Annotated in this window: 21 protein-coding genes; 11 read left to right on the top strand and 10 right to left on the bottom strand. The window is 65.0% G+C overall.

Features of this window, described 5'->3' with window-relative positions; all coding sequences use genetic code 11:
* Window positions 1–55: 55 nt before the first annotated feature.
* Window positions 56–577 carry a YcnI family copper-binding membrane protein gene (locus tag K1177_RS03455; RefSeq protein WP_224701931.1) on the bottom strand — a complete coding sequence of 174 codons (522 nt, stop codon included), beginning with the start codon at window positions 575–577 and terminating at the stop codon, window positions 56–58.
* A 54-nt stretch (window positions 578–631) separates the two neighbouring features.
* Entirely contained in the window at window positions 632–1,018 is a 387-nt protein-coding gene (locus tag K1177_RS03450; RefSeq protein ID WP_224701930.1) for a hypothetical protein, read from the bottom strand.
* Window positions 1,019–1,392: 374 nt separating this feature from the next.
* Here K1177_RS03450 and K1177_RS03445 point away from each other — a divergent pair, with 374 nt between their 5' ends.
* Both K1177_RS03445 and cydB read left to right on the top strand, forming a co-directional pair.
* Window positions 1,393–2,811, top strand: a complete 1,419-nt coding sequence (locus K1177_RS03445) for a cytochrome ubiquinol oxidase subunit I (protein ID WP_224701929.1) — start codon at window positions 1,393–1,395, stop codon at window positions 2,809–2,811.
* Entirely contained in the window at window positions 2,801–3,805 is a 1,005-nt protein-coding gene (cydB, locus tag K1177_RS03440; protein ID WP_224701928.1) for a cytochrome d ubiquinol oxidase subunit II, read from the top strand. Before K1177_RS03445 ends, cydB begins: the two co-directional genes overlap by 11 nt.
* 346 nt (window positions 3,806–4,151) lie before the next feature.
* On the opposite strand, the gene K1177_RS03435 is transcribed toward cydB, so the two are convergent.
* A complete protein-coding gene (locus tag K1177_RS03435; protein ID WP_224701927.1) occupies window positions 4,152–4,940 on the bottom strand; it encodes a creatininase family protein in 789 nt (262 codons plus the stop codon).
* A gap of 11 nt (window positions 4,941–4,951) precedes the next feature.
* A complete protein-coding gene (locus K1177_RS03430; protein WP_224701926.1) occupies window positions 4,952–5,341 on the bottom strand; it encodes a RidA family protein in 390 nt (129 codons plus the stop codon).
* A 213-nt stretch (window positions 5,342–5,554) separates the two neighbouring features.
* On the opposite strand from K1177_RS03430, the gene K1177_RS03425 reads away from it, so the two are divergent.
* From K1177_RS03425 to K1177_RS03390, 8 genes are all read left to right on the top strand, one after another.
* The gene (locus tag K1177_RS03425; protein ID WP_224701925.1) at window positions 5,555–6,565 is read left to right on the top strand and encodes an ABC transporter substrate-binding protein; all 1,011 of its coding nucleotides are present in this window, start codon (window positions 5,555–5,557) and stop codon (window positions 6,563–6,565) included.
* Between the two features lie 131 nt (window positions 6,566–6,696).
* A complete protein-coding gene (locus K1177_RS03420; protein WP_224703679.1) occupies window positions 6,697–7,458 on the top strand; it encodes an ABC transporter ATP-binding protein in 762 nt (253 codons plus the stop codon).
* Window positions 7,458–8,318 carry an ABC transporter permease gene (locus K1177_RS03415; RefSeq protein WP_224701924.1) on the top strand — a complete coding sequence of 287 codons (861 nt, stop codon included), beginning with the start codon at window positions 7,458–7,460 and terminating at the stop codon, window positions 8,316–8,318. Before K1177_RS03420 ends, K1177_RS03415 begins: the two co-directional genes overlap by 1 nt.
* A gap of 3 nt (window positions 8,319–8,321) precedes the next feature.
* Window positions 8,322–9,635 (top strand): cytosine deaminase, encoded by a 1,314-nt coding sequence (locus tag K1177_RS03410; RefSeq protein ID WP_224701923.1) that lies wholly within the window; start codon window positions 8,322–8,324, stop codon window positions 9,633–9,635.
* A complete protein-coding gene (locus K1177_RS03405) occupies window positions 9,632–11,035 on the top strand; it encodes an FAD-binding oxidoreductase (RefSeq protein WP_396120131.1) in 1,404 nt (467 codons plus the stop codon). Before K1177_RS03410 ends, K1177_RS03405 begins: the two co-directional genes overlap by 4 nt.
* On the top strand, window positions 11,035–11,625 hold the full coding sequence (locus K1177_RS03400) for an NAD(P)H-dependent oxidoreductase (protein ID WP_224701921.1): 591 nt from the start codon (window positions 11,035–11,037) through the stop codon (window positions 11,623–11,625). Before K1177_RS03405 ends, K1177_RS03400 begins: the two co-directional genes overlap by 1 nt.
* Window positions 11,626–11,988: 363 nt before the next feature.
* The gene (locus K1177_RS03395) at window positions 11,989–13,830 is read left to right on the top strand and encodes an adenine deaminase (protein ID WP_224701920.1); all 1,842 of its coding nucleotides are present in this window, start codon (window positions 11,989–11,991) and stop codon (window positions 13,828–13,830) included.
* Entirely contained in the window at window positions 13,824–13,961 is a 138-nt protein-coding gene (locus K1177_RS03390; protein WP_224701919.1) for a hypothetical protein, read from the top strand. Before K1177_RS03395 ends, K1177_RS03390 begins: the two co-directional genes overlap by 7 nt.
* Here the strand turns inward: K1177_RS03390 and K1177_RS03385 are convergent.
* The 3 genes from K1177_RS03385 to K1177_RS03375 form a co-directional block, all read right to left on the bottom strand.
* Window positions 13,958–16,117 (bottom strand): vWA domain-containing protein, encoded by a 2,160-nt coding sequence (locus tag K1177_RS03385; RefSeq protein WP_224701918.1) that lies wholly within the window; start codon window positions 16,115–16,117, stop codon window positions 13,958–13,960. The two genes, K1177_RS03390 and K1177_RS03385, sit on opposite strands and share 4 nt — an antisense overlap.
* A complete protein-coding gene (locus K1177_RS03380; RefSeq protein ID WP_224701917.1) occupies window positions 16,114–17,109 on the bottom strand; it encodes a hypothetical protein in 996 nt (331 codons plus the stop codon). The genes K1177_RS03385 and K1177_RS03380 overlap by 4 nt, the downstream gene beginning before the upstream one ends.
* Before the next feature lie 105 nt (window positions 17,110–17,214).
* The gene (locus K1177_RS03375) at window positions 17,215–18,183 is read right to left on the bottom strand and encodes a helix-turn-helix transcriptional regulator (RefSeq protein ID WP_224701916.1); all 969 of its coding nucleotides are present in this window, start codon (window positions 18,181–18,183) and stop codon (window positions 17,215–17,217) included.
* A 184-nt stretch (window positions 18,184–18,367) separates the two neighbouring features.
* Between K1177_RS03375 and K1177_RS03370 the strand changes: the two genes are divergently transcribed.
* A complete protein-coding gene (locus K1177_RS03370) occupies window positions 18,368–19,525 on the top strand; it encodes a mandelate racemase/muconate lactonizing enzyme family protein (protein WP_224701915.1) in 1,158 nt (385 codons plus the stop codon).
* Window positions 19,526–19,534: 9 nt separating this feature from the next.
* Here K1177_RS03370 and K1177_RS03365 read toward each other — a convergent pair whose 3' ends face one another.
* From K1177_RS03365 to K1177_RS03355, 3 genes are read right to left on the bottom strand one after another with little or no spacing between them, the layout of a single operon-like run.
* A complete protein-coding gene (locus K1177_RS03365; RefSeq protein WP_224701914.1) occupies window positions 19,535–20,362 on the bottom strand; it encodes an ABC transporter ATP-binding protein in 828 nt (275 codons plus the stop codon).
* Window positions 20,356–21,423: a FecCD family ABC transporter permease gene (locus K1177_RS03360; protein ID WP_224701913.1), complete on the bottom strand. Its 1,068-nt coding sequence runs from the start codon at window positions 21,421–21,423 to the stop codon at window positions 20,356–20,358. The genes K1177_RS03365 and K1177_RS03360 overlap by 7 nt, the downstream gene beginning before the upstream one ends.
* Window positions 21,424–21,428: 5 nt before the next feature.
* Window positions 21,429–22,571, bottom strand: coding sequence for an ABC transporter substrate-binding protein (locus K1177_RS03355; RefSeq protein ID WP_224701912.1), 1,143 nt, complete (start codon window positions 22,569–22,571; stop codon window positions 21,429–21,431).
* Window position 22,572 lies beyond the last annotated feature (1 nt).

Here is a 22,572-nt window from a genome sequence, read left to right as displayed (position 1 = left end):
GGCGCAGCCGTAGCTGCACCCCGAAGGTTGCAACTGGAGCCGCGCCCCACAGGTTCTAGTGGTGGGCGTCGCCTTCGACCAGCGTCAGGCTCGGCGCCGGCATGTCAGCGGCTTCCGCACCGGTGACGTCGATCCAGGCCTCCTCGCCACTGGCGCAGGTCTGGATAGTGGGGAAGTAGAATTTGCCGGGTTCCAAGGTGCCGGCAAAGGTGCCGCGGAAAACGAACTCGTCATAGAATTCGTTGGGCAGATTGCCGTCGGACCAGACGATCTCCTTGACGCCTTCGGTCATGGTGGTGCCGTGGTTGTCGTAGCTGCCGGCGTAGGGGCCGGTGACGGTCTCCAGTGTCCAGCCGGCCTTGGGCATCGGCTTGACGTTGAAGAAGCCCTCGGGGATCTGGACGCGGACGGCATTGGTGGCCTCGGTGCCGCAGCCATGAGGGATGCGGAGCACGGCCTTGTAGGTTGAGCCCAGCTTGGCCTCCTGCACCTCAAGGGTGACATGGGCAAAGGCGGGCAGCGACAGGGCAGCAAGAGTGGCAACGGCGACGGCCGCGCGTGCAAAAGAGCGGATCATGATGATCTCCAGTGATGAAATGGGTCTGAATGGGCATACGAGTGCCCGGAGAAATCAGACCGCTACTGGAGGGGCGCGGGGCTGGGCCGAGTGTTGCGCGATCGGACCGGGGTGCGGCGCGAAGAGGCTGGCATAGGTGACCGGATCGCTGGCGCGGACGATGGCGACGGGGGTAACAACGGCCAGAACCGGAATGACCTGGTTATTGGCGAGACCGGCGACAGCGCATTGCACAGTTCCCGGCAGGCGGTTGCCGGATTCGTCGGTTGCCAGCGCCTGGCAGACCGGCCAGGTCGCCTGGGACTGGAAGCCCAGCTGGGCGAGATCGCGCTGGAGCCCCGCGGCCTGGTGCAGCGGGGCCAGCAGCGTCAGGACATAGATGGCAAGCACCGCGATTGCGGCGCCGAACTCCCTGGCGATGCCCCGTGACCGAAACGGCATGAAATCTCTCCGGCCGGCGAGTTAGCGCGCCATGCGATGCGGCTCAAGCGCCAAATGCGCCGTGTCCGGGTTGAGCAGCAAAATGTTGCGGGAAAACGAATCTTGAGCGCTCCAGCCCGTCCGCAGCCTGGCAGCAGGCGGATGCGCAAAGATTCGGCGCGGACGCATGGCGGACCGGACAAGCACGACCGCCTGGATCAAGCGGCTATGTGCCGCAGCTTGGGCGCCCTCCCCTGAATGCCGATGCAAATCAATGCCTTACGCCGAAACCTGGACGCAGGTGCGTCACCGTGCGTTCTGGCCTTTCCTGTCGGGCAAAACCATGTTGCACTCAATCAAGCCGGCCTGTGCCGGAACAGCAGATAGGATCAGCCATGACATTTGGCCTGACGGCAGAAATTCTGGCGCGCATTCAGTTCGCGTTTACGGTGTCGTTCCACTTCATCTTTCCGGCCTTTTCAATTGGCACTGCGAGTTTTCTGGCGGTGCTCAATGCGCTCTGGCTCTGGAAACGCGATCCGGCCTATCTGAAACTGTTTGAATACTGGAAGACCATCTTTGCGGTGACGTTCGGCATGGGCGTCGTGTCGGGCATTGTCATGAGCTACCAGTTCGGCACCAACTGGTCGGTGTTTTCCGACAAGGCCGGTGCGGTGATCGGACCGCTGATGGGCTATGAGGTGCTGACGGCGTTCTTCCTTGAAGCCGGGTTCCTCGGCATTGCGTTGTTCGGTCGCAAGCGCGTCGGCGACGGGCTGCACATGTTCGCCGTTGCCATGGTGGCGATCGGCACGATCATTTCGGCGACGTGGATCACCTCGGCCAATAGCTGGATGCAGACCCCGGCGGGCTATGGCATCGACGCCAATGGCATTTTCTACCCCGAGGACTGGTGGGCGATTGTCTTCAACCCCTCGTTCCCCTACCGGCTGACGCACACCGTGCTGGCGGCATTCCTGACGACAGCCTTTGCCGTGGGCGCCGTGGGCGCGTGGCACCTGCTTCGGGATTCCAGCAACCGCCAGGCGCGCATCATGTTCTCGATGGCCATGTGGATGGCCGCGATCGTGACGCCGATCCAGATCTTTGCCGGCGACGCACATGGCCTCAATACCCTGGAGTACCAGCCGGCCAAGGTGGCGGCCATGGAGGGGCACTATGAGTCCCATCCGGACGGGGCGCCGCTGATCCTGTTCGGCATTCCGGACGACAAGAACCAGACCATGCATTACTCGGTCGAGATCCCCAAGCTCAGCTCGCTGATCCTCAAGCACGACCTCAATGCGCCGCTGCAGGGGCTCGACGCGTTCCCGCCGGAAGACCGGCCGCCGGCGATGATCCCCTTCTTCACCTTCCGCATCATGGTGGGCATTGGCTTTGCCATGCTGGGCATGGGGCTGTGGTCGCTGTGGGCCCGCTATCGCAAGACGCTCTACACCAACAAATGGCTGCTGCGTGCAGCGCTGCCGATGGGTGGCTCGGGCTTCGTGGCCGTGCTGGCCGGCTGGTACACCACCGAAGTGGGGCGGCAGCCGTTCACTGTCTATGGCGTGCTGCGCACGGCGGACAGCCTGTCGCCGGTGGATGCGCCAGCCGTGGGGGCGTCGCTGCTGGCCTTCATCATCGTCTATTTCGTCGTGTTCGGAGCGGGCGTGTTCTACCTGTTCCGGCTGTTCCGGCGGCCGCCGCTGGAAATCGAGGATCATGAGCTGGACAAGGGGCCGACCCGTGCTGCGGGCGTGGTGCCCGGCCTGGCCCAGGAAGAAACGCTGGGAGGCCCGAATGCCCATTGACCTGCCAACCATCTGGGCCGGGATCATCGCCTTTGCGGTGCTCGCCTATGTCATTCTCGACGGCTTCGACCTGGGCGTGGGCATCCTGTTCCCGTTCTTTCCGGACAAGCACGACCGCAATGTGATGACCAATTCCATCGCCCCGGTGTGGGACGGCAACGAGACCTGGCTGGTGCTCGGTGGCGGCGGACTGATGGCGGTGTTCCCGGTGGTCTATGCCACGGTGCTGCCGGCGCTCTATATGCCGATCATCCTGATGCTGCTGGGGCTGATCTTCCGCGGCGTGGCCTTTGAATTCCGCCATCGCACCACGCGCGGTTCGAGCTGGTGGGATGGCGGCTTCTGGCTCGGCTCGACCATTGCCGCCTTCACCCAGGGCATTGCCGTGGGCGCGCTGGTGCAGGGCATCAATATCGCCAACCGCAGCTATGCCGGCGCATGGTGGGACTGGCTGACGCCCTTCACCGTGCTGACCGGAGCTGCCGTGGTGGTGGGCTACGCCCTGCTGGGCGCGACCTGGCTGAACCTGAAGACCTCGGGCGCGCTCCAGGCGAAGTCGCGACGCCTGGCCATGTTTGCCGGCTTCGGCACGCTGGCGCTGATCGGCGTGGTTAGCCTGTGGAGCCCGTTCATCCGGGAGATCTATTTCGAGCGCTGGTTTGGCTGGCCGACGGCCTTCTTCTCGTCTTTCGTGCCGGTGATGCTGGCCGGCTGCGCGGTGCTGTTGTGGCATGGGCTGACGACCGACAAGCATCTGCAGCCGTTCCTGGCAGCGCTCGGCCTGTTCGTGCTGTGCTTCATCGGCCTGGGGATCAGCTTTTATCCCTATATCGTGCCGGGCGCGCTGACGATCGCCGAGGCTGCTGCGCCGGAAAGCTCACTGAGCTTCCTGCTGGTGGGGGCAGCCGTTCTGGTGCCGGTGATCCTGGCGTACACCGGCTATGCCTATTGGGTGTTCCGCGGCAAGATCGACCCCGAGGAGGGTTATCACTGATGCCGCAGCAAGGGCGGATGACACGCTTTGGCTGGTTCATCGGCCTTTGGCTGGCCGGCGTGCTGGCCGTGGGCCTGGTCGGGCTGGTGATCAAGATGATGCTGGCGAACTAGGTCGCGTCGGGTTGTTGCCCGATGCTCCGGGACCGTTGCTGCGTTCGCCTGAAGGGGAGCCTTTCATGGACAGCACGACGACCCCCTCCCTCGGTGCAGCCATTCGACCTTAGGTCTCATGGCCTTCTCGGCTCAAATCGCGCCGCTGGCGCGATTTGCCCTGCGGTCGCCTCGAAGCCCCATCAAGGGGAGGGAAGGATGACTGATGGTGTGAAGGTGGGGATGCCGACGGTCTAGCGCGTGCCGGGGAGCGGCATGGCGACGACTTCGGCCAGCATCTCGAGCATGCCTTTGACATTGGCCTCGACGATCAGGCGGCCCTTTTCGGCGGTGGCGATGGCCGCATTGCCGACGGCGCCGGAGGGATTGATGTCGCTGGCGATCCAGGAATAGACGTGGCCGAAGGCGCCGGTGGGCCGCAGATAGCGGAACTGCTGTTCGTCGCGGGCGGCGATGGAGACAAAATCCTCGGCGCGGGTCATGTCGACCAGATCGGGCCGGAAATGCAGGACGAGCGAGGTCTCGGCGTCGCCGCCGTGAATGCCGTGGCGGCGCTCGAGATCGGTGAGCACGCCCTCGGGGGTGAAGCGCCAGCCGCTCTTGACCGCCAGCATGCCGGCGCGGACGCGCAGCTCGCGGGCGACAATACCCATGATTTCCTCATTGCCGCCGTGTGAGTTGACGAACACGATCTTGCGGATGCCGGCGCGAGCCACTTCGAGCCCGATCTGGGTCCAGGCGTCGATGAGATTGGTGGCGGTGTGGGTCAGTGTGCCCTTGGCCCAGATATGCTCATTGGACTTGCCAATGGCCTGCACCGGCAGGATGCGGATATCGAGATCGGCCGGGGCACTGGCGACCAGCGCTTCCATCATGGACGTGTTGATGATGGTATCGGTGCCCACCGGCAAATGCGGCCCATGCTGCTCGACGGCGGCGATGGGCAGGATGGCGATGGTCCTGCTGGGGTCGAGGTCCTCGAATTCGCGGGCGGCGAAATCGGTCCACCAAATCTTGCGCATGCTCAGTTTCCTCAGGCGGGACCGGCCGCAACGGCCTCGATCTCAACAACAAATTCAGGCCGGGCGAAGCCGGAGACGATCATCAGCGTGGAGGCCGGAAAGGGCGCCGCGAAGAGCCCATTGCGCACGCCCATATAGGCGGCGAGATGTTCGCGGCCACTGACATAGGCATTGATGCGCACGATGTGCTCGAGCCCCAGGCCGGCTTCGCGCAGGATGGCGGCGATATTGTCAAAGCACAGCCTTGCCTGGCTGGCGCAATCTGTAGGCACGCTGGCGTCGGCGGCTATGCCGAGCTGGCCGGAACAGAAGATCAGCTTCTGGCCTGCGGGCACGACCACCCCGTGGCTATAGGGCGCAAAAGGCGGATGGATGTCGGCGGGCTCAAGCGTGGTAATCATGGGCGTCCCGGGTCTTGCGAGCGAATGCTAGCGGCAGGTAAAGCGCTTGACCAGCGCCAAACGCCATAATCTGCACGCATAGCAGGCATTCACACCGACTGCCTATTTTTTGGCTTCCATCGCTGCGCCGAACGCGGAACTGTTCACCCCTGGCGACACAGGTCGCAGCAGACAGGGCGGCGGCGCCACGACCGCTGCCGAGGGAGCGCAGACATGACCGTTTCTATTCGCACTATCATCCTGGCCGGGCTTGCCCTGGCCGTGCCCGGCGTATCGGCCCAGGAGCTGGACAAGGTGACCTTTGGCACCAACTGGCTCGCCCAGGCCGAGCATGGCGGCTATTACCAGGCCGTGGCCGACGGCACCTATGCCAAATACGGGCTGGATGTGAGCATCCGCCAGGGCGGCCCGCAGGCGCCCAATGGCCAGTTGCTGATCGCCGGCCAGCTCGATTTCTACATGGGCGGCATGTCCACCATCGACTCGGTGAAGGAAGGCATTCCGGTGCTGGCGGTGGCCTCGATCTTCCAGAAGGATCCGCAGGTGCTGCTGGCCCATCCCGATGCCGGCTTCACGGACCTGGCGAGCCTGAGCGGCGCCAGCAAGCTGATCATGGGCAAGGACAGCTTCTTTGCCGGCTACTGGCCGTGGATGAAGTCGGCCTTCACCGGCTTCACCGATGAAATGTATGAGCCCTATACCTTCAATCCGGCGCCGTTCATTGCCGACGAAAAGTCGGTGCAGCAGGGCTATCTGACGTCCGAGCCCTATGAGATCGAAAAGCAGACCGGCTGGGCGCCGCAGGTGTTCCTGCTGGCCGACTTTGGCTATGCGCCCTACTCCACCACCATCGAGACCCGCCAGGAGATCGTCGATAGCAATCCGGACATGGTGCAGCGCTTCGTCGATGCCACCGCGATCGGCTGGTACAATTATCTCTATGGCGAAAATGCCGCGGCCAACGAGCTGATCAAGAAGGACAATCCGGAAATGACGGATGGCCAGATCGCCTATTCCATCGAGAAGATGAAGGAATATGGCATCGTGATCTCGGGTGAGGCGGAGTCCGAAGGGATCGGCTGCATGACCGACGCGCGCTGGAAGGACTTCTACGACGAGATGGTCAAGGTCGGCGTCTATGAGGCGGGCATCGACATCTCCAAGGCCTATACCACCCAGTTCACCTGCAAGGGCGTGGGCATGGAACTGGCCAAGGCCGAATAGGACAGGCGCTCGGCGCGGGCGATCCTGCCCGCGCCGTTTTGACCCTAAACCGGGTTGGTACCGTGACCGATATTGCCGTTTCGACGACCAGAGGCGTCGCCAGCGACGCCGCGCGCCGCTCCGTGGTGAGCATGCGCGATGTCTCCAAGGTGTTTTCCAATGGCACGCTGGCGCTCAAGGGGATGAGCCTGGATGTGCAGGCGGGCGAGTTCATCTCGCTGCTGGGGCCATCGGGCTGTGGCAAGTCCACGGCGCTGCGCATCATTGCGGGGCTGGGCGCCCCGTCCTCGGGCAGCATCGACTGGCCCAGTTCCAAGATCAACGCCAAGGGCCTGCCGGACGGCGACGTCGGCTTTGTGTTCCAGGACCCCACGCTCATGCCCTGGGCCACGGTGTATGACAATGTGTACCTGCCGCTCAAGCTGCGCGGCATTTCCAAGGCGGCGGCGCGCGAGGCCATCATGGACAATCTGGCCGCCGTGGGGCTGGCCGATTTCACGGCATCGTATCCGCGCGAGCTGTCGGGCGGCATGCGCATGCGCGTCTCCATCGCCCGGGCCATGGTGACGCGGCCCAAGCTGCTGCTGATGGACGAACCCTTTGCGGCGCTGGATGAAATCACGCGCCAGAAGCTCAATGACGACGTGTTGCGCCTCTGGCAGCAGCATGGCGTGACGGTGATCTTTGTGACCCATTCGGTTTATGAATCGGCCTATCTCTCAAGCCGGATCGTGGTGATGCGGGCGCGGCCGGGCCAGGTGTTTGCCGACATGGAGATCGCCCAGCCGGCCGAGCGCGACCAGGCCTATCGCGTGTCGGAAGGCTATCGGCAGACCTGCCAGGACGTGTCGGATGCCCTGCAGCGGGCCATTGGCGCAGCGGAGACACACTGATGAGCCAGACCATGACGAACCCCAGCGAAGCGGGCACCGACAGCGCAGCGGGCGTATTGCTGCCGCGCACGCCGAACCGCGAGAAGCTGATGCAGGTGCTGATCCCGATCGCCGCGCTGCTGCTGGCCGTATTGGGCTGGCACCTCCTGGTCACCATCAACAATATCCCGCGCTATATCCTGCCCGGGCCGGTGGATGTGGCGATTGCGCTCTTCACCGATTCCGCCTCGCTGTGGCCGGCCCTGCTGGTGACGGTGCGGATCACCTTCATGGCGCTGGCCATTGCGCTGATCGGTGGCGTGGGCCTGGCGATCCTCCTCGTGCAGTCGCGCATTCTCGAACTGGCGCTGTTTCCCTTTGCGGTGGTGCTGCAGGTGACGCCGATGATCGCTATCGCGCCGCTGCTGCTGATCTATGCGCCGGACACGCAGACGGCCCTGCTGATCTGCGCCTTCATCGTGGCGTTCTTCCCGATCCTCTCCAACATGGCGCAGGGGCTCAAGAGCGTAGACCACAATCTGCTGAACCTGTTCGAGCTCTATGGGGCCTCGGGCTGGCAGACGCTGATCTATCTCAAGATCCCGGCCTCCATGCCCTATTTCATGGCCGGGCTGCGCATCGGCGGCGGGCTGTCGCTGATTGCGGCGGTGGTGGCCGAATTTGCTGCCGGCTCGGCTGGTCAGGGTTCGGGGCTGGCGTTCCGCCTGCTCGAAAGCCAGTATCGCATGAACCTGCCGCGGCTGTTTGTCTGCCTGATCATGCTGTGTGGCACGGGTATCGCCATTTTCGGGCTGACGTCGCTGATCTCCTGGCTGACGCTGCACCGCTGGCACGAAAGCGCCATCCGGCGGGAGAACTAGAGGATGCCCATCACCATTCCCGCAGACCGGCACTATGTGCTCACCAATGCCCATGTGCCCGCCTCCGTGCTGGGCCAGGCGCAGTCGGGGGCGCTGGAGCGGGTGGATATTACTGTCGCCGACGGCGTGGTGACGACCATCGCGCCGGCGGGACAAGCGCAGGGTGCGCATGTGATCGACCTCGATGGCGGCATTGTGCTGCCGGCGTTTGTTGACCTGCATACCCATCTCGACAAGGGCCATATCTGGCCGCGCCGGCAGAACCCGGATGGGACCTGGATCGGCGCGCTCAAAGCCGTGCTGGAGGACCGCACGGCCAATTGGGCGGCGCAGGACGTCGAGCGGCGCATGGATTTTGCACTGCGCTGCGCCTATGCGCATGGGACGGCGGCCATCCGCACCCATCTCGACATGGCGCCGCCGCAGCACGCCATCAGCTGGGACGTATTCGAGGCCATGCGGGCACGCTGGGCCGGACGCATCGAACTGCAAGGCGCGGGCCTGATGGGCCCCGACACCATTCTCGACCCCAAAGCGCTGGCGGCGGTGGCCGAGCGCACCAAGGCAGCCGGTGGCATTCTGGGCGGCTCAACCGCTGTGCATCCGGGGAACGCCACTATCATGCGGCGGCTGGTGGAGACGGCAGGCCGGCTGGGCCTCGACATTGACCTGCACACCGACGAATCCCCCGATCCCGCCGCCAATGCGCTGGAGAGCCTCGCCGATGCGGTGATCGAAAGCGGTTTCACCGGCTCGGTGACGGCAGGACATTGCTGCTCGCTGGCGGTGCAGGACCGGGACGTCGCGCAGCGGGTGATCGACAAGGTGGCGCGGGCCGGCATCGCCGTAGTGTCGCTGCCAATGTGCAATATGTATCTGCAGGACCGCAGTAATGCGGACGGGGTGCGCACGCCGCGCTGGCGCGGGGTGACGCTGCTCAATGAGCTCAAGGCGGCGGGTGTTTCCGTGGCCATTGCCTCGGACAATACGCGCGACCCCTTCTATGCCTATGGCGATCTCGATGGCTTCGAGGTGCTGCGCGAAGGCGCGCGGATCCTCCATTTCGATCATCCGCAGGACAAGGCCTTTACCTGGGCACGGTCGGTGAGCGGCGACCCGGCGGCTATCGCCGGCTTTGGCTATAGCGGGGACATAAGCACCGGCCAGGCCGCCGACCTGGTGGTGTTCCGCGCCCGCAGCTGGACCGAATTAATGGCAAGGCCACAGGCCGACCGGCTGGTGCTGCGCAATGGCGGCGCCATCGACACCACCCTGCCCGACTATCGCGAACTTGACGACCTGATGGGACCAAACTGATGAGCATTGCAGCCTTCCGCGCCGATCTGGGCGACATTCCGGTGGAAGACCATCCTCGCATCGTGCAGCAGCGCAGCCGCGACCATTACTGGTACTCGCCGGTGCTCAAGGAAAAGCTTGACCACGTGACGGCCGAGATCGTGGTGTCGCCGCGCAGCAATGACGAGGTCAAGACCGTGCTGGCCGCCGCATTCCGTCATGGCGTGGCGATCACGCCGCGCGGGGCCGGCACGGGCAATTATGGCCAGGCCATGCCGCTGGCCGGTGGCGCCATGCTCAACCTGATGCAGATGGACAAGGTGCTCGAGATCAAGCCGGACCGGGTGCGGGCCCAGGCCGGGGCGATCCTGGAACAGATGGACCACCAGACGCGGGCGGCCGTCGGCGGCGAGCTGCGCTTTCACCCCTCGACCTATCGCATGGCCTCGATCGGCGGCTTCATTGCCGGCGGCTCGGGCGGCGTCGGGTCGGTGCGCTGGGGCGGGCTGCGCAATCTGGGCAGCATATTGGGCCTCAAGGTCATCACCTGCGAGGCCGAGCCGCGCGAGCTGGACCTCGAGGGCGAGGACATTCTCAAGGTCGCCCATGCCTATGGCACCAATGGCATTATCGTCGAAGCCGAAATGCCGCTGACGCAGGCACATGACTGGGTCGACATGATCGTGGGCTTTGACGACTACATCGCGGCCACCCGCTTCGGGCAGGCGGTGGCGCTGCAGGACGGGCTGTTGGTCAAGGAAGTCTCGAGCTATGCCGCGCCGATCCCCGAGGCCTATTTCAACCGGCACAAGCCGTATCTGAAGGATGGGCAGGCCGTGGTGCTGCTGATGGTGGCGCCGGTGGCCGTGCCGGCCATGACGCTGTTCATCAACCACCACAAGGGCGATCTGCGCTATCGCTCCGACACGGCCAGCGCCGAGGAGCTCAAGCGCCTGCCGCCGGTCTATGAGCTGGCGTGGAACCACACCACGCTGCGCGCGCTCAAGGTCGATCCAAGTGTGACGTATCTGCAGACGCGCTACCCCAGCATAGCGCATCTGGAAAAGATCATCGGCATTCTGGGCGACGAGCTGCCGATGCATCTCGAAATCACCCGCCAGGACGGCATCGTCACGCTCTCGGGCCTGCCGCTGGTGCGCTACACCAATGAGGCGCGGCTGGACGAAATCGTGCGCATCCATGAGGACAATGGCTGCGACGTGTTCAACCCGCACCGCTATACGCTGGAAGAAGGCGGCATGAAGCGCACCGACCAGAAGCAGCTGGCGTTCAAGCGCGAGGCCGACCCCAAGGGCATGCTCAACCCCGGCAAGATGGTGGCCTGGGAGAACCCGGACTTCGACTTCACCGCCGGCAAGGCCTGGCTGTTCGACGGTCTCAATCCGGTGCATGCGGCCTGATGCGTGTCCATGTGATCCATGCCCATCCGGTGGAAACCAGTTTCAACCGGGCGCTGTTTGACGCGGTGGTGGCGAGCCTCACGGCAGCCGGGCACAGCGTGGATGCGCTGAACCTGTATGACGAGCAGTTTCCCGCGGTGATGACGCGGGAGGAGCGGCTCAACTATCACGATGTGCCGGGGAACCTGACGCCCGCCATCAAGCCCTATGTCGAGCGGCTGCAGGCGGCCGAGGCGATGGTGGTGGTGCACCCGGTGTGGAACTATGGCTATCCGGCCATTCTCAAGGGCTATTTCGACCGCATCTTCGTGCCCGGCGTGTCCTTCCGCATGGAAGGCGGCAATGACCGGGGGCGGCTGGTGCCGTGCCTGACCAACATCAAGAAGGTGGCGTTCGTGACCACCTATGGCGGCAGCCATCTGCGCACCTGGGTGATGGGCGACCCGCCGCGCCGTATTGCCCGGCGCTGGGGCTGGGCGACGTTCAGCACGCGCCCAAAATATCTGGCGCTCTATGACATGAACAATTGCACGCCCAGCCAGCTCAGCGGGTTCATCGACAAGGTGCGCGGGGAGATGGGGCGCTTCTAGATCATTTCACATTCAGATTGACGCGGTTCTATCCCCTCCCACCCGGGTCGCGCCTCGGCACGCCCGAGGGCAAGCTCTTAAGGGGAAAGTCGGCGTGGGCGGGGTTCTGAGGTTCACTGACAGCCCCCCTCCCTCGGTCCGTCCCCTCAAGGGGGAGGGAGGCAAAGGCGCCGCAAATCCAATTGAGGGTGAAAAGATCTAGCACCCGTCTCCCCCTGCGGGCCGGTGTAGCCGCCGGCCTTGGACTCGGTCTATTTCGTTTGTGCCATGCTGCATGGCTGTGCCGGTGCGGTCCCTTCGCGCCGGATTTGCTTTTCCTGTTTGTATGCCGGCGCCTGCGCCGCGTTTTTCCCCGAGTCCACCATGATCGACGCCAAATCCGAAGTTGCCATCCGCAAGAGCCTGACACTGGTGGCCATGGGCAAGGCGCCGGCTGACACTTGCCTGCGGGTGGGCAGGCTGCTCGACGTATCGACGCGCACCTGGCTCGATGACCAGGAGATCATCATCAAGGGCGACCGCATCGCCTATGTCGGGCCGGCGGGCAGCTATCCGGGCACCTATGGCCGGCATGAGCACCGGCCCGAGCTGATGGCCGTTCCGGGCCTGGGGGAAGTGCACAAGCACATCGAAAGCTCGCATCTGACGCCGGAATGGGAAGCTGCGCTGGTGCTGCCGCGCGGCAATACCTGGACCTGCGAGGCCAGTCACGAATTCTCCAATGTGCGCGGCTCGCGCACGCTCGAATTCTGGATGACGGCGCGCCAGCATGGCTCGCCGCTCAAGATCTTCCCCCTGCCCGGCTCGGCCGTGCCGCCCACGGCCTATGAGCATGGTGGTGGCTGGCTTGGCTATGACGAACAGGCCGGGTTCCTCAAGGGCAGCCTGATGGTGGCCGGGCTCGACGAGGTGATGGACTGGCCGGCGGTGTGGGACGCCAGCAATGGCTCGCATGACCGCCTCTGGGGCATGATCGAAGCCACCATGGACCAGCGCGGCGTGATCGAGGGACATGCTGCGGGCATCAAGGACCTGCCCACGATCAACGCCTTTGCTGCGGCGGGTCTCGCCTCCGACCATGAGGCGTGGACCGCCGAGGAGTTCTGGGACAAGCTGCGCCATGGGCTCTTCATGGAGCTGCGCGTCCATTCCATGCCCGATGTGATCAAGGGCCTGCTCGAACGCGGACTGCAGGACTGGTCGCAGATCGCCTTTGCCACCGACGACCGCAGCGCCAGCGAGACGCTGCAGAAGGGCGCCACGGACCACAATGTGCGCACGGCCATTGCCGCCGGGCTGGCGCCCGAAATTGCCATCCAATGCGTGACGATCAACCCGGCGCGCCATATGCGGTTGACGCCCTGGGTGGGCTCGATCGCGGCGGGGCGCTTTGCCGATGTGGTGCTGCTGTCGGACCTTGAGAACTTCAGCATTGCCGAAGTGTGGGCGGATGGGCGCCAGGTGTCGCGCGGCACGGACTATATCGAGCCGGTGCCCGAGATTGCCTGGCCGGATTGGGCCACCGACACAGTGCAGGTCGGCGGGGCGCTGACGGCGGCTGACTTTGCCATTGCGGCCGAGCCGGGGCGCGAGACCATGCAGGCTGCCGTGCTGCGGCCGTTCCATTGGGCCGATGACTTCCTGACCTATGAGCTGCCAGTGCGCGACGGCGCGGTGCAGCGCGACGAAAGCCGCAACATCACCAAATTCGCCATTGTCGACCGCTTCTCCAATGCGCGCTCGGTGTCGAAAATGTTCTGGCTGGGCACGGGGCCGCGCACGCCCGACACGGCGGTGGCGAGTTCGCTGGGTCATGACAAGCACAATATCTGGTGCGCCGGCTCGTCCGACGAAGCCATGGCGCTAGCCGTCAATGCGCTCTCCGACATCAAAGGCGGCTGGGCACTGGTGACCGGTAACAAACTTGTTGCCACCGTGAGCTACGAGGTGGCGGGGTTGATGTCGTGCCGCTCGGCACAAGACCTCGATGCCGACATGCAGGCGCTTTATGCGGAAGCGGCCAAGATCGACTGGATGTATGAGCCGACATTCAGCCCGCGCTGGTCGCCGGGGTTCCCCGAGCGCCTGTCGTTTGCCACGCTGACCTGTTCGCCCTGGCGCTGGGTGCTGGTGGCGCCCAGCCCGCTGGCGCCGCTGGGGCTGGTGAATGTGCAGACTGGCCAGATCCACAAGACAGTGTGGTAGCGGCGGCAATCAACAGCGCAGCGCAGGGGAGCAAGCTGGTGCTGCTCAAGCATGACTGTCCGGCAGTGAACCTGGCCAGCCATTTGCGCGACGTCGGGGCGCAGCGGAGCATCGAGACCGTCGACGCCTAGGATGCCCCGAGGCGCAACGAGGCCTTGATGATCTCAAAGGCGGTCAGGGCATCGGTATCGTCGGTATCGAAGCGACAAAGCTGACCGGCGCTGCTGTCGGCGCAGGGCCCGTTGTCGGCCAGCCACTGCCGCGGATTGAGCACGATGACGGCGCTGCCACCGCCGTCTGCGGGTGGACCATAGAAGGTCATGCTGGGCTGGCTGGCGGTGGCGCCGCCCGCCGTCTCATAGAGATAGGGAAAATCGGTGTGCCAGCCGCCGGGCAGCAGGAACGCCAGACCGGTGCCGGCATCCTCATGCGCGCAGGGGACGGTTTGCTCGCAGAAATAGCCGGTGTCCTCGCCCATGCCTTCGCTTTCATAGGTCTCGGGCAGGTCCGTGCCCGTGGCGCCTGTCGTCTCAGGGGCCTGCTGGGTCGGACCGATGACAAAGCGATTGTCACCGGCCGGCCGGATGGTGACCGTGCCCGCGAAGGCCATGCCGTCGGCCGAGCCGGTGACGTCATAGGTCCCCGGCTCGAAACTGACGCTGACGGGGCCGACGACGGCATCGTTGAGCGCCCAGGCTTCGGGCGCGATGGGCTGGCCCGGCCTTGGCACGGCGGACCAGACCACGGCCAGGTCGGCGTGTTCCGGCGGCACCTCGAAGGAGACGTCAACCAGGCCAGCGGGCACTGCAGGACTATCCGCGCTGAGGCTGGTCACGATGGTGATCGGCCGGCTGGCCAGTTCGCGGCCATCGGCGAAGCGGTAGACCAGCTCGAAATCGCCGGTTTCGCCCGGTGTGGCCAGCGTCACCGGGTTTTCGCCGGCAACATAGGCGTAGCTGACATAGTCCTCACCCTGGCTGCCCACGGAGCGGAGCAGGATATAGTCACCGGCAGCGCCCGGACCGGACCAGCCGACCTGCACGTCGCTACTGGCCTCGGTCTGGTCGGGCGCCGAGAGACTGGCCGGGAGCGGCGCTATGCTGGAGCCCGCGGGGAGCACCGCGATGGGCCGTGTGACCATGGTCTGGGTGTCGTTGAGCACGTAGGTGAGCTCATAGTCCCCCGGCGCGTCGGGCATGGTCAGCAGTACCGGATTGCTGCCGGCGACATAGGAATAGCTGATGTAGCTGTCGTCGCCCGGCAGGCGCAGACGGACATTGTCATAGGCGGCATCGGGACCCGTCCAATGGATGGGCACCAGCTGGCCGACAAGGGCCTGGTCCGGCGCGTCCAGCGCGACGGGGGCATCGATCACGGTGATCGGGCGGCGGGCGACGACATGCTCGTCGGCGCTCACATAGCGCAGTTCATAGGGGCCGGGCGTGCCGGGCATCTGGATCACGGCGGGATTGCCGACGTCGGCATAGACATAGTCGAAGGCCTCGTCGCTGCCGACCGCGCCGATGACAATGGTGTCGAGGGGCCGGGGTTCGGTGACGGACCAGGTCACGTCGACCCGGGCGCCGATCGGGGCCTGGTCGGGCGCGGTCAGGCCGGCCCCGGGCAGGGCTTTGGCCGGCGTCTTTGGCTCGTCGGGCATGGTGTCGTTGACGGTCGCGTCGAGGGCGTCGGTGAGTCCCTTGGCGTCGGCGGCGCGGATGAACTGGCCACCGGTGTTCTCGGCCAGACAGGCCACGGCAGCGCCCTCCTCCCGCGTCAGGCCAAAGCCGATGACATGGGCGGTGAACTTGAGGCCCAGTTGCTCGAGTTCAGCGCCCAGCGCGCAGGGATCGGCCTCGCAGGTTTCCAGCCCGTCGGTCACCAGCACGACGGTTGCTTCTTCCTCGGTGTAGCGCAGCGCTTCGGCGGCCAGGCGCACGGCCCTGGTCAGCGGGGTCTTGCCGAGAAAGCGCATGGCCTGCACCGCTGACAGAATGGCAGGACCGCTGCCTTGGGCGGGCGGGACGACCAGTTCGATGTCATCGCAGTCGCCCTTGCGGCGATGGCCATAGGCATAAAGACCCAGGTCGCGTTCGGCGGGGACGTTGGCGAGCACATCGCGCACGGCGTCGCGGGCGATCTCGAGTTTGGCGCGGCCATCGATCTGGCCCCACATCGAGCCCGAACCGTCCATGACAATGATCATGCGGCCCTCGGCGAGGCTGGCGCCGGCCAGGGTGAGAACGGCCAGAAGGGCCAAGGCGAGCGGCTGGAACAAGCGGATCATGCCTGGGCTCCGGATTGATCGAAGGGGGATTTGGTCGGCGGGCGCATGCCCACCCAGCTGGCGGCGCGGCGGCCCAGTTCACCGAACTTGCGGGAGGCGCCATCGATGCGCTCCTCCCACACGGGGCTGGGCACCTGTCCATCGGTGACCTTGAAGAAGGCCTGCAGCAGGCAGGCAATGGCGAAGGGCTCGAACACGGCCGCCTTGATGGCCCAGGCGAACAGCAGGGCAAAGACCACCCCGCCAGCCGACCAGGCGCCGGGGATGAGATAGACCAGCGCAGCCGCCGGCGCGAGCATCAGCAGGAAGACCAGCAGCGACAGGCCATAGACGATCAGCGTCAGCCAGGCGGAGTTGACCAGCATGGGCCTGGCATTCTGCCCATAGAGCACCAGGGCTTCGCGCGCGCTGGCGAAGGGATTGTCGGCGCGGGTGCGGATGGCGTGAGCCAGGATGACCTCGTCGATCAGGCCCACTGCCAGCTTGAGGTAGGCGCGGAGCACGGCCATCAGCCGATCGAGCCCGGGAATGGGCAGCAGGGTGAAGAGCCCCTCCAAAAGGCCCGTCACCGCATTGATGACGCCCTTGACCAGCTGATCGATGCCGAACAGCACCGAGGCCTGGCCGAAGCGCTCCGTCACCACGCTGCGGGCATAGGCCAGCTGGCCCATGCCATCGGGCAAGGGGCGGCCGTCGATCAGCTCGACCATCACCGCGATATGGCCGGCCTTCACCGTGTAGAGCACATATTCGCGCAGCAGGTAGAGAATGCCGGCGACCAGGGCGAGGCCAATGCCGCCACCCCACAGGGTAGCGCTGGCCTGGAAGTCGGCATCACCGAAATTGCCCACGCCATAGCCGATGCCGGCACCCAGCCCGGTGGCCAGCACATAGGCGACGGCGATGGTGAAATAGACCACGGCGCGAAACAGCAGGAAGGGCGCTGTCCTGACCATCAGGCCGATACCGCGCCTGACGCTGAAGTCCCACATAGCCAAACCCTCCCCGAAGCACACCATTGCCGCGACACCGCATCGCTGCAGGCGTGCAAACTAGGGATGTTCGCGGCACAGTTCTTGGGCTGGACGGAACAGTGTTCAGGGCTGGACGGCACTGCCGGACGCCAGCGCCATGGCGCGGGAGGCCGATGGCGTGGTGCCGTATTGCTGTCGGTAGCAGGCGTTGAACCAGGAGAGATCGCCAAAGCCGGCGGCCATGGCGATGTCGCTGACCGAGCGATGGACCTGGCGGGGATCGCAGAGCAGGCGATGCGCCAGCGCCAGGCGGCGCTCGCGCACATAGTCGCGGAAGGTGGTGTGCTCGCCGGCGAACAGCGCGCGGGCATAGCGGCCACTGATGCCGTGGCGCGCGGCAATGCGGTCGAGCGAGAGATCGGGCGCCGTCAAATGGACCTCGATGTCGCTCTTGAGCCGGTGCAGCCAGGCGGCGCGCACGCCTGCGCCTGGCTGGTCCGCGACCTGACCATCGGCAAGCGCCATGCGGGCCAGGTCATGCAGGTGTTCGGCGCAGCTGCGGGCGGCCTCGGGGCTGAGATCGGCCTGAACCTGATGCAGCGAGCGGGCATAGCCGACAAACAATTGCCAATAAGGCGACATGACCTGGCTGGTGCGCAGAGCGCGGTTGAGCCCTGCCCCGGCGCCCAGCACCGCCCGCGGCACCGACACATAAAGAACATGCGTCATGGGATCGGTGAAATGGGCAATGCCGGGAACTTCGTTGGGGTCGACATAGACCTTGCCGACATCGCATTCGGCGTCATCGCCGCCGCGCTGGCGGATGCGGAAGCCGGCGGACAGCGGCACGTGGATGAGAACATTGTCGGTATCCTCGGCTGCCAGCGCCAGCGTGCGCACAGTGGTGCACGGGGCATGCATGGTCGAGGCGATGATGGCGCCCGGCAACAGCGCTATGGCGGTGGTGGAGGCAAAGCTGTGTGGATCCTCGGGCTCGATCTGCAGGCGGCAGATTGCGGCGGCGGCATCCTGGAAGGCCGGAACGCGATGCTGCGGTTCGAAATCCCTGGCCGACAAGGTGACAAGCGGCAAAACAACCCCCCGATAGTCTTGCCAGTATCGTGACTGACCGCAGCAATGTCGCCCGAGATGGCGCCCCTGACAAGCACCGCAAGACTTTGGCCAACAACGTCTGTTCGGCTCGACGGCCCGGGTCGGCTGCTCTAGACTTCGCCTATGCGACGGGAGATCGCATGGTTTCGGGGGGAAATAGGACGTGAAGATCACATCGATCAAGACGGCGGCGACGACTGGCCATTGCATGCATCTTTGGGTGCGCATCGAGACCGACGCCGGCGTCACCGGGCTGGGCGAATGCGTGCATGGCGGCCACCAGGCCATTGCCATCATCGAGCAGGAACTGGGACCCAAGCTCGTCGGCCGCGATCCCTTTGCCATCGACGCGCTGTTTGAGGAAATGCGGCGGAGCCTGGTGTTCGAGGGTGGCTTTGCCGGGGCGCTGATCACGGCGCTGACCGGCATCGAAATCGCACTGTGGGACCTTAAGGGCAAGGCGCTTGAGGTGCCGATCTATGAGCTGATGGGCGGCAAGTTCCGCGACGACATCCGCGTCTATTGCGACTGCGAAGTCTCGCCGGGCATGAACATGGATGAGGTGCAGGCCGAGGTGGACCAGGTGCTGGCGGCCGGGTTCACCGCGCTCAAGGTCGATCTCGACATCCGCGCCTATGGCCACACCGGCAGCGAAACCGGCTGGTACGAAAAGGACAGGTTCAACATGACTCCCAACAAATGGGAGCATGACCGCATGGTGCAGCTGGCCGAAATGGTGGTGAAGGCTGCCGGCAAGGGTGTCGAGGTGGCGTGCGACCTGCACACGCGGCTGGACAAGCACAGCGCGATCCGGCTGGCGCGGGATCTCGAGCATCTGCAGCTGATGTGGCTGGAAGAGCCGGTGCCGCCGGAAAATATCGACGTGATGGCCGAGATCACCCGCAGCACGTCAACGCCGATCTGCGCCGGCGAGAACCTCTATCTGCGGCATGGGTTCCGAAAGCTGCTCGAGCAGCAGGCCGTCGACATCATCATGCCCGACATTCCCAAGTGCGGCGGCCTCAGCGAATGCCGCAAGATCGCGGAGATGGCGGATCTCTATTCCATCCCCTTTGCGCCGCACAATGTGTCCTCGCCTATCGGCACCATGGCCTCGGCACATGTCTGCGCCACGATCCCGAACTTCCTGGTGCTGGAGTTCCACTGGTTCCACCGCGACTACTGGTCGACGATCACCGACGGTGGCGACATCATCAAGAATGGTCGCATCGCCCTGAGTGACCGGCCCGGCATCGGGCTCGAGCTCAATGAAGAGGTGGCCCGGGCACACCAGTACCCGGGTACGACCTGGTTCGCCTGAGCGCCCGGCCTATTGCGCCGCCAGGGCCGGGGTCAGCTCGGCCTCGGCCAGGGCAGGTGCAACGCGCCCTGCCCCGGCCAGCTTGGGGCTGACGCCATCGACGATGACCTGAGCAAGGCCGCGTGAGCAGGTCTCGATGCGGGCCTCGATGCGATAGACGTCGCGCAAGAGCGCGGTGGTGATGACATCGGCCGTGCGGCCCACGCCGCGCAGGCGACCGTCCTCGATGACCATGGCATGGTCGGCAAAGCGCATGGCCTGATTGAGGTCATGGATGGCGATGAAGACGATCATGCCGCGTTCGCGCGCCACGCCGCGCATGAAGGACAGCACTTCCATCTGCCGGTGCAGGTCGAGCGCGCTGGTCGGCTCGTCCATCAGCAGGATGTCGGGCTCGCGCACGAGGGCCTGGGCGATGCTGACCAGCTGGCGTTGGCCGCCGCTGAGTTCGCCCAGGTTGCGGAAGGCGATGGGATTGATGTCGATGGCGGACATGACGCCATCGATCAGCGCCAGATCGTCATCGCCCACCGCCCAGCCGCCGCCCTGCTTGCGCGCCAGCAGGATGGATTCATAGACCGTCAGAACCGCATTGGCCGAAGTGTCCTGCGGCATGTAGCTGATGGCGCGCTTGCCCTTGTCGGTGCCGGTGACGGCGACGCGGCCGGGGCCGCGCAGCAGGCCGGCGATGCGCTTGAACAGGGTGGATTTGCCAGCCGCATTGGGGCCGATGACTGCCACCACGTCGCCGCCACTGAACACGGGCGTCGAGATTGCCGAAACGGTCAGCCGCCGGCCGTAGTAGGCGCCAAGGTTGTCCAGAGCGATGCTTACCATGACCGCCTCACATTGGAGATGATGAGAGAAAAGAAGAACGGCACGCCCACCAGCGCGGTGATGATGCCGATGGGAAAGACCACGCCGGGCAAGATGGATTTGGACACCACCGAGGTGACCGAGAGGATCAGTGCGCCACACAGGATCGCCGTGGGCAGGAAGAAGCGCTGATCCTCGCCCACCACCATGCGGGCAATGTGAGGCCCGACCAGGCCGACAAAGCCGATGGTGCCGACAAAGCTCACCGGCACGGCGGCCAGAAGGGCGACGATCAGCATGGTCTCAAGCCGGATGCGGCGGACATTGACGCCGAAGCTGGCGGCCTTGTCCTCGCCCAGGCGGATGGCCGTGAGCGCCCAGGCGTGGCGGGCAAACAGCGGAATGGCGAAGACCAGGACGGCCAGGGTGATCCAGATCTTTTCCCAGGTGGCCTTGGTGAGGCTGCCCATGGTCCAGAACACCACGCTCTGCAGCGCCTGCTCGGTGGCCAGATATTGCAGGAACGCCAGCATCGCATTGAAGGTGAAAACCAGGGCAATGCCGAGCAGCACCACGGTCTGCACCGTGACGCCGCGCGCCTGGGAGATGAAGTGGATGATCAGCGTCGCCACCAGCGCCATGGCAAAGGCGTTCAAGGGCACCATGAAGATGCCGGCGAAGGGCACGAGCGACACGCCCAGCACCAGGGCCAGCGCAGCGCCGAAACTGGCCGCGGCGGATATGCCCAGGGTGAAGGGGCTGGCCAAAGGATTGGCGAGGATGGTCTGCATCTGGGCGCCGGCCAGCGACAAAGCAGCGCCGGTGATGACAGCCATCAGCGCCATGGGCATGCGAATATCCCACACGACGACGCGGATCTTGTCGGTGACGGAGCCAGGCGAAACGATGGCAGCCACGACATCGCCCAGGGCGTAGCGGGCCGGGCCCCAGGCGATATCGACGGTGAAGGACACCAGGAGGGCCAGTGTGAGCCCGGTGATGATGAGAAGGCGACGCCAGGCCAGGGCGCGGTAAACACCGCGCCCCTCTGCGGCACCTTCGGCGATGGATGCCGTGGCCATGGGTGTTACTCGGCGTTCAGGGCCAGCCAATAGCCGGGCTGGTAGGGAACGGGCAGGAACTTGTCGTGGAATTCCTTGAAAGTGGCTTCCGGATCGAGATCGGCGAACAGGTCGGGATGGAACCACTTGGCCATCACCTGGATCGGCACGAACTGGTACGGGCTGGCATAGAACTGGTGCCAGATGGCATAGACCTGATTGTCCTTGACCGCCTTGGCGTCAGTAAAGGCGGGCTGTTCCATCAGCTTGGCGAGGGCCGCGCGGCTGCCTTCGGCGGATTGGGCCGCACCGGGGCCAACATTGACGAAGGACGGGTTGGGGCCGGCGCTTTCGAGCTTGGACCAGTCCGAACCGGTGACCACGATCACGTCAGGATTGGAGGCAATGACCTGCTCGGGGTTGATGGTGCCGGTGTAGCCCGGCAGAAATTCCGACCCCAGATTGGTGCCTCCGGCGAGTTCGACCATCTTGCCGTAATTGTCATTGCCGAAGGTGCCGCAGCAATCCCCGAGACCGGCGGCGCGATACATGAAGACCAGCGGCTTTTCCGGCTTTTCGCGATCGAGAACGTCGGTGACGCGAGCGGTCTGGGCGTCCCAGAAATCGATGATCTCCTGGGCGCGATCGGACTTGTCGAAGAGCTGGCCGAGGAGCTTCAGGCTCGGCTCGGTGTTCTCGATGATGTGCTCGCGGAAGTCGACATAGACCAGCTTGACGCCAACCTGCTCCAGCATCTGCTCGAGCTTGACCTCTTCGGCTGCCTTCTGCGAGCCGATGGTGAGGATCAGCACGTCGGGGTTCAGGTCGACGACGGTCTCGGTCTGCAGCGTGCCATCGGTGAGATTGCCCAGGAACGGGATGTCGGCCGCTTCGGGGAAGGCTGCCACATAGGTGGAATAGCCGGTGAAATCGGTGGTCATCAGGTCGTTGCGCCAGCCCACAACATGAGCAAACGGGTTCTCCGTCTCGAGCGCCGCCAGCGTATAGAGCAGGCGCCCCTCGCCCAGGATGACGCGGTCCACCGGACCATCGAAGCTGACCTGGCGGCCGGCGACATCAGTGACGGTGAAGGGGTCGGCCCAGCTGACGCCAGGCATGAGGATAACGGTCCCGGCCAAGGCGGCCAGGGCGAGCTTGCGAATGGACATT

The sequence above is a fragment of the Devosia aquimaris genome (genome assembly GCF_020169335.1).
In the GTDB taxonomy this organism is placed as follows: Bacteria; Pseudomonadota; Alphaproteobacteria; order Rhizobiales; family Devosiaceae; genus Devosia; species Devosia aquimaris.
The sequence above is the reverse complement of the archived record's forward strand: the minus strand, read 5'-3'. Positions and strand labels throughout refer to the sequence as shown.

Coding starts and splice junctions, on each gene's coding strand:
- K1177_RS03455 (WP_224701931.1), bottom strand. CDS start 577: ATGATCCGCTCTTTTGCACGCGCGGCCGTCGCCGTTGCCACTCTTGCT.
- K1177_RS03450 (WP_224701930.1), bottom strand. CDS start 1,018: ATGCCGTTTCGGTCACGGGGCATCGCCAGGGAGTTCGGCGCCGCAATC.
- K1177_RS03445 (WP_224701929.1), top strand. CDS start 1,393: ATGACATTTGGCCTGACGGCAGAAATTCTGGCGCGCATTCAGTTCGCG.
- cydB (WP_224701928.1), top strand. CDS start 2,801: ATGCCCATTGACCTGCCAACCATCTGGGCCGGGATCATCGCCTTTGCG.
- K1177_RS03435 (WP_224701927.1), bottom strand. CDS start 4,940: ATGCGCAAGATTTGGTGGACCGATTTCGCCGCCCGCGAATTCGAGGAC.
- K1177_RS03430 (WP_224701926.1), bottom strand. CDS start 5,341: ATGATTACCACGCTTGAGCCCGCCGACATCCATCCGCCTTTTGCGCCC.
- K1177_RS03425 (WP_224701925.1), top strand. CDS start 5,555: ATGACCGTTTCTATTCGCACTATCATCCTGGCCGGGCTTGCCCTGGCC.
- K1177_RS03420 (WP_224703679.1), top strand. CDS start 6,697: ATGCGCGATGTCTCCAAGGTGTTTTCCAATGGCACGCTGGCGCTCAAG.
- K1177_RS03415 (WP_224701924.1), top strand. CDS start 7,458: ATGAGCCAGACCATGACGAACCCCAGCGAAGCGGGCACCGACAGCGCA.
- K1177_RS03410 (WP_224701923.1), top strand. CDS start 8,322: ATGCCCATCACCATTCCCGCAGACCGGCACTATGTGCTCACCAATGCC.
- K1177_RS03400 (WP_224701921.1), top strand. CDS start 11,035: ATGCGTGTCCATGTGATCCATGCCCATCCGGTGGAAACCAGTTTCAAC.
- K1177_RS03395 (WP_224701920.1), top strand. CDS start 11,989: ATGATCGACGCCAAATCCGAAGTTGCCATCCGCAAGAGCCTGACACTG.
- K1177_RS03385 (WP_224701918.1), bottom strand. CDS start 16,117: ATGATCCGCTTGTTCCAGCCGCTCGCCTTGGCCCTTCTGGCCGTTCTC.
- K1177_RS03380 (WP_224701917.1), bottom strand. CDS start 17,109: ATGTGGGACTTCAGCGTCAGGCGCGGTATCGGCCTGATGGTCAGGACA.
- K1177_RS03365 (WP_224701914.1), bottom strand. CDS start 20,362: ATGGTAAGCATCGCTCTGGACAACCTTGGCGCCTACTACGGCCGGCGG.
- K1177_RS03360 (WP_224701913.1), bottom strand. CDS start 21,423: ATGGCCACGGCATCCATCGCCGAAGGTGCCGCAGAGGGGCGCGGTGTT.
- K1177_RS03355 (WP_224701912.1), bottom strand. CDS start 22,571: ATGTCCATTCGCAAGCTCGCCCTGGCCGCCTTGGCCGGGACCGTTATC.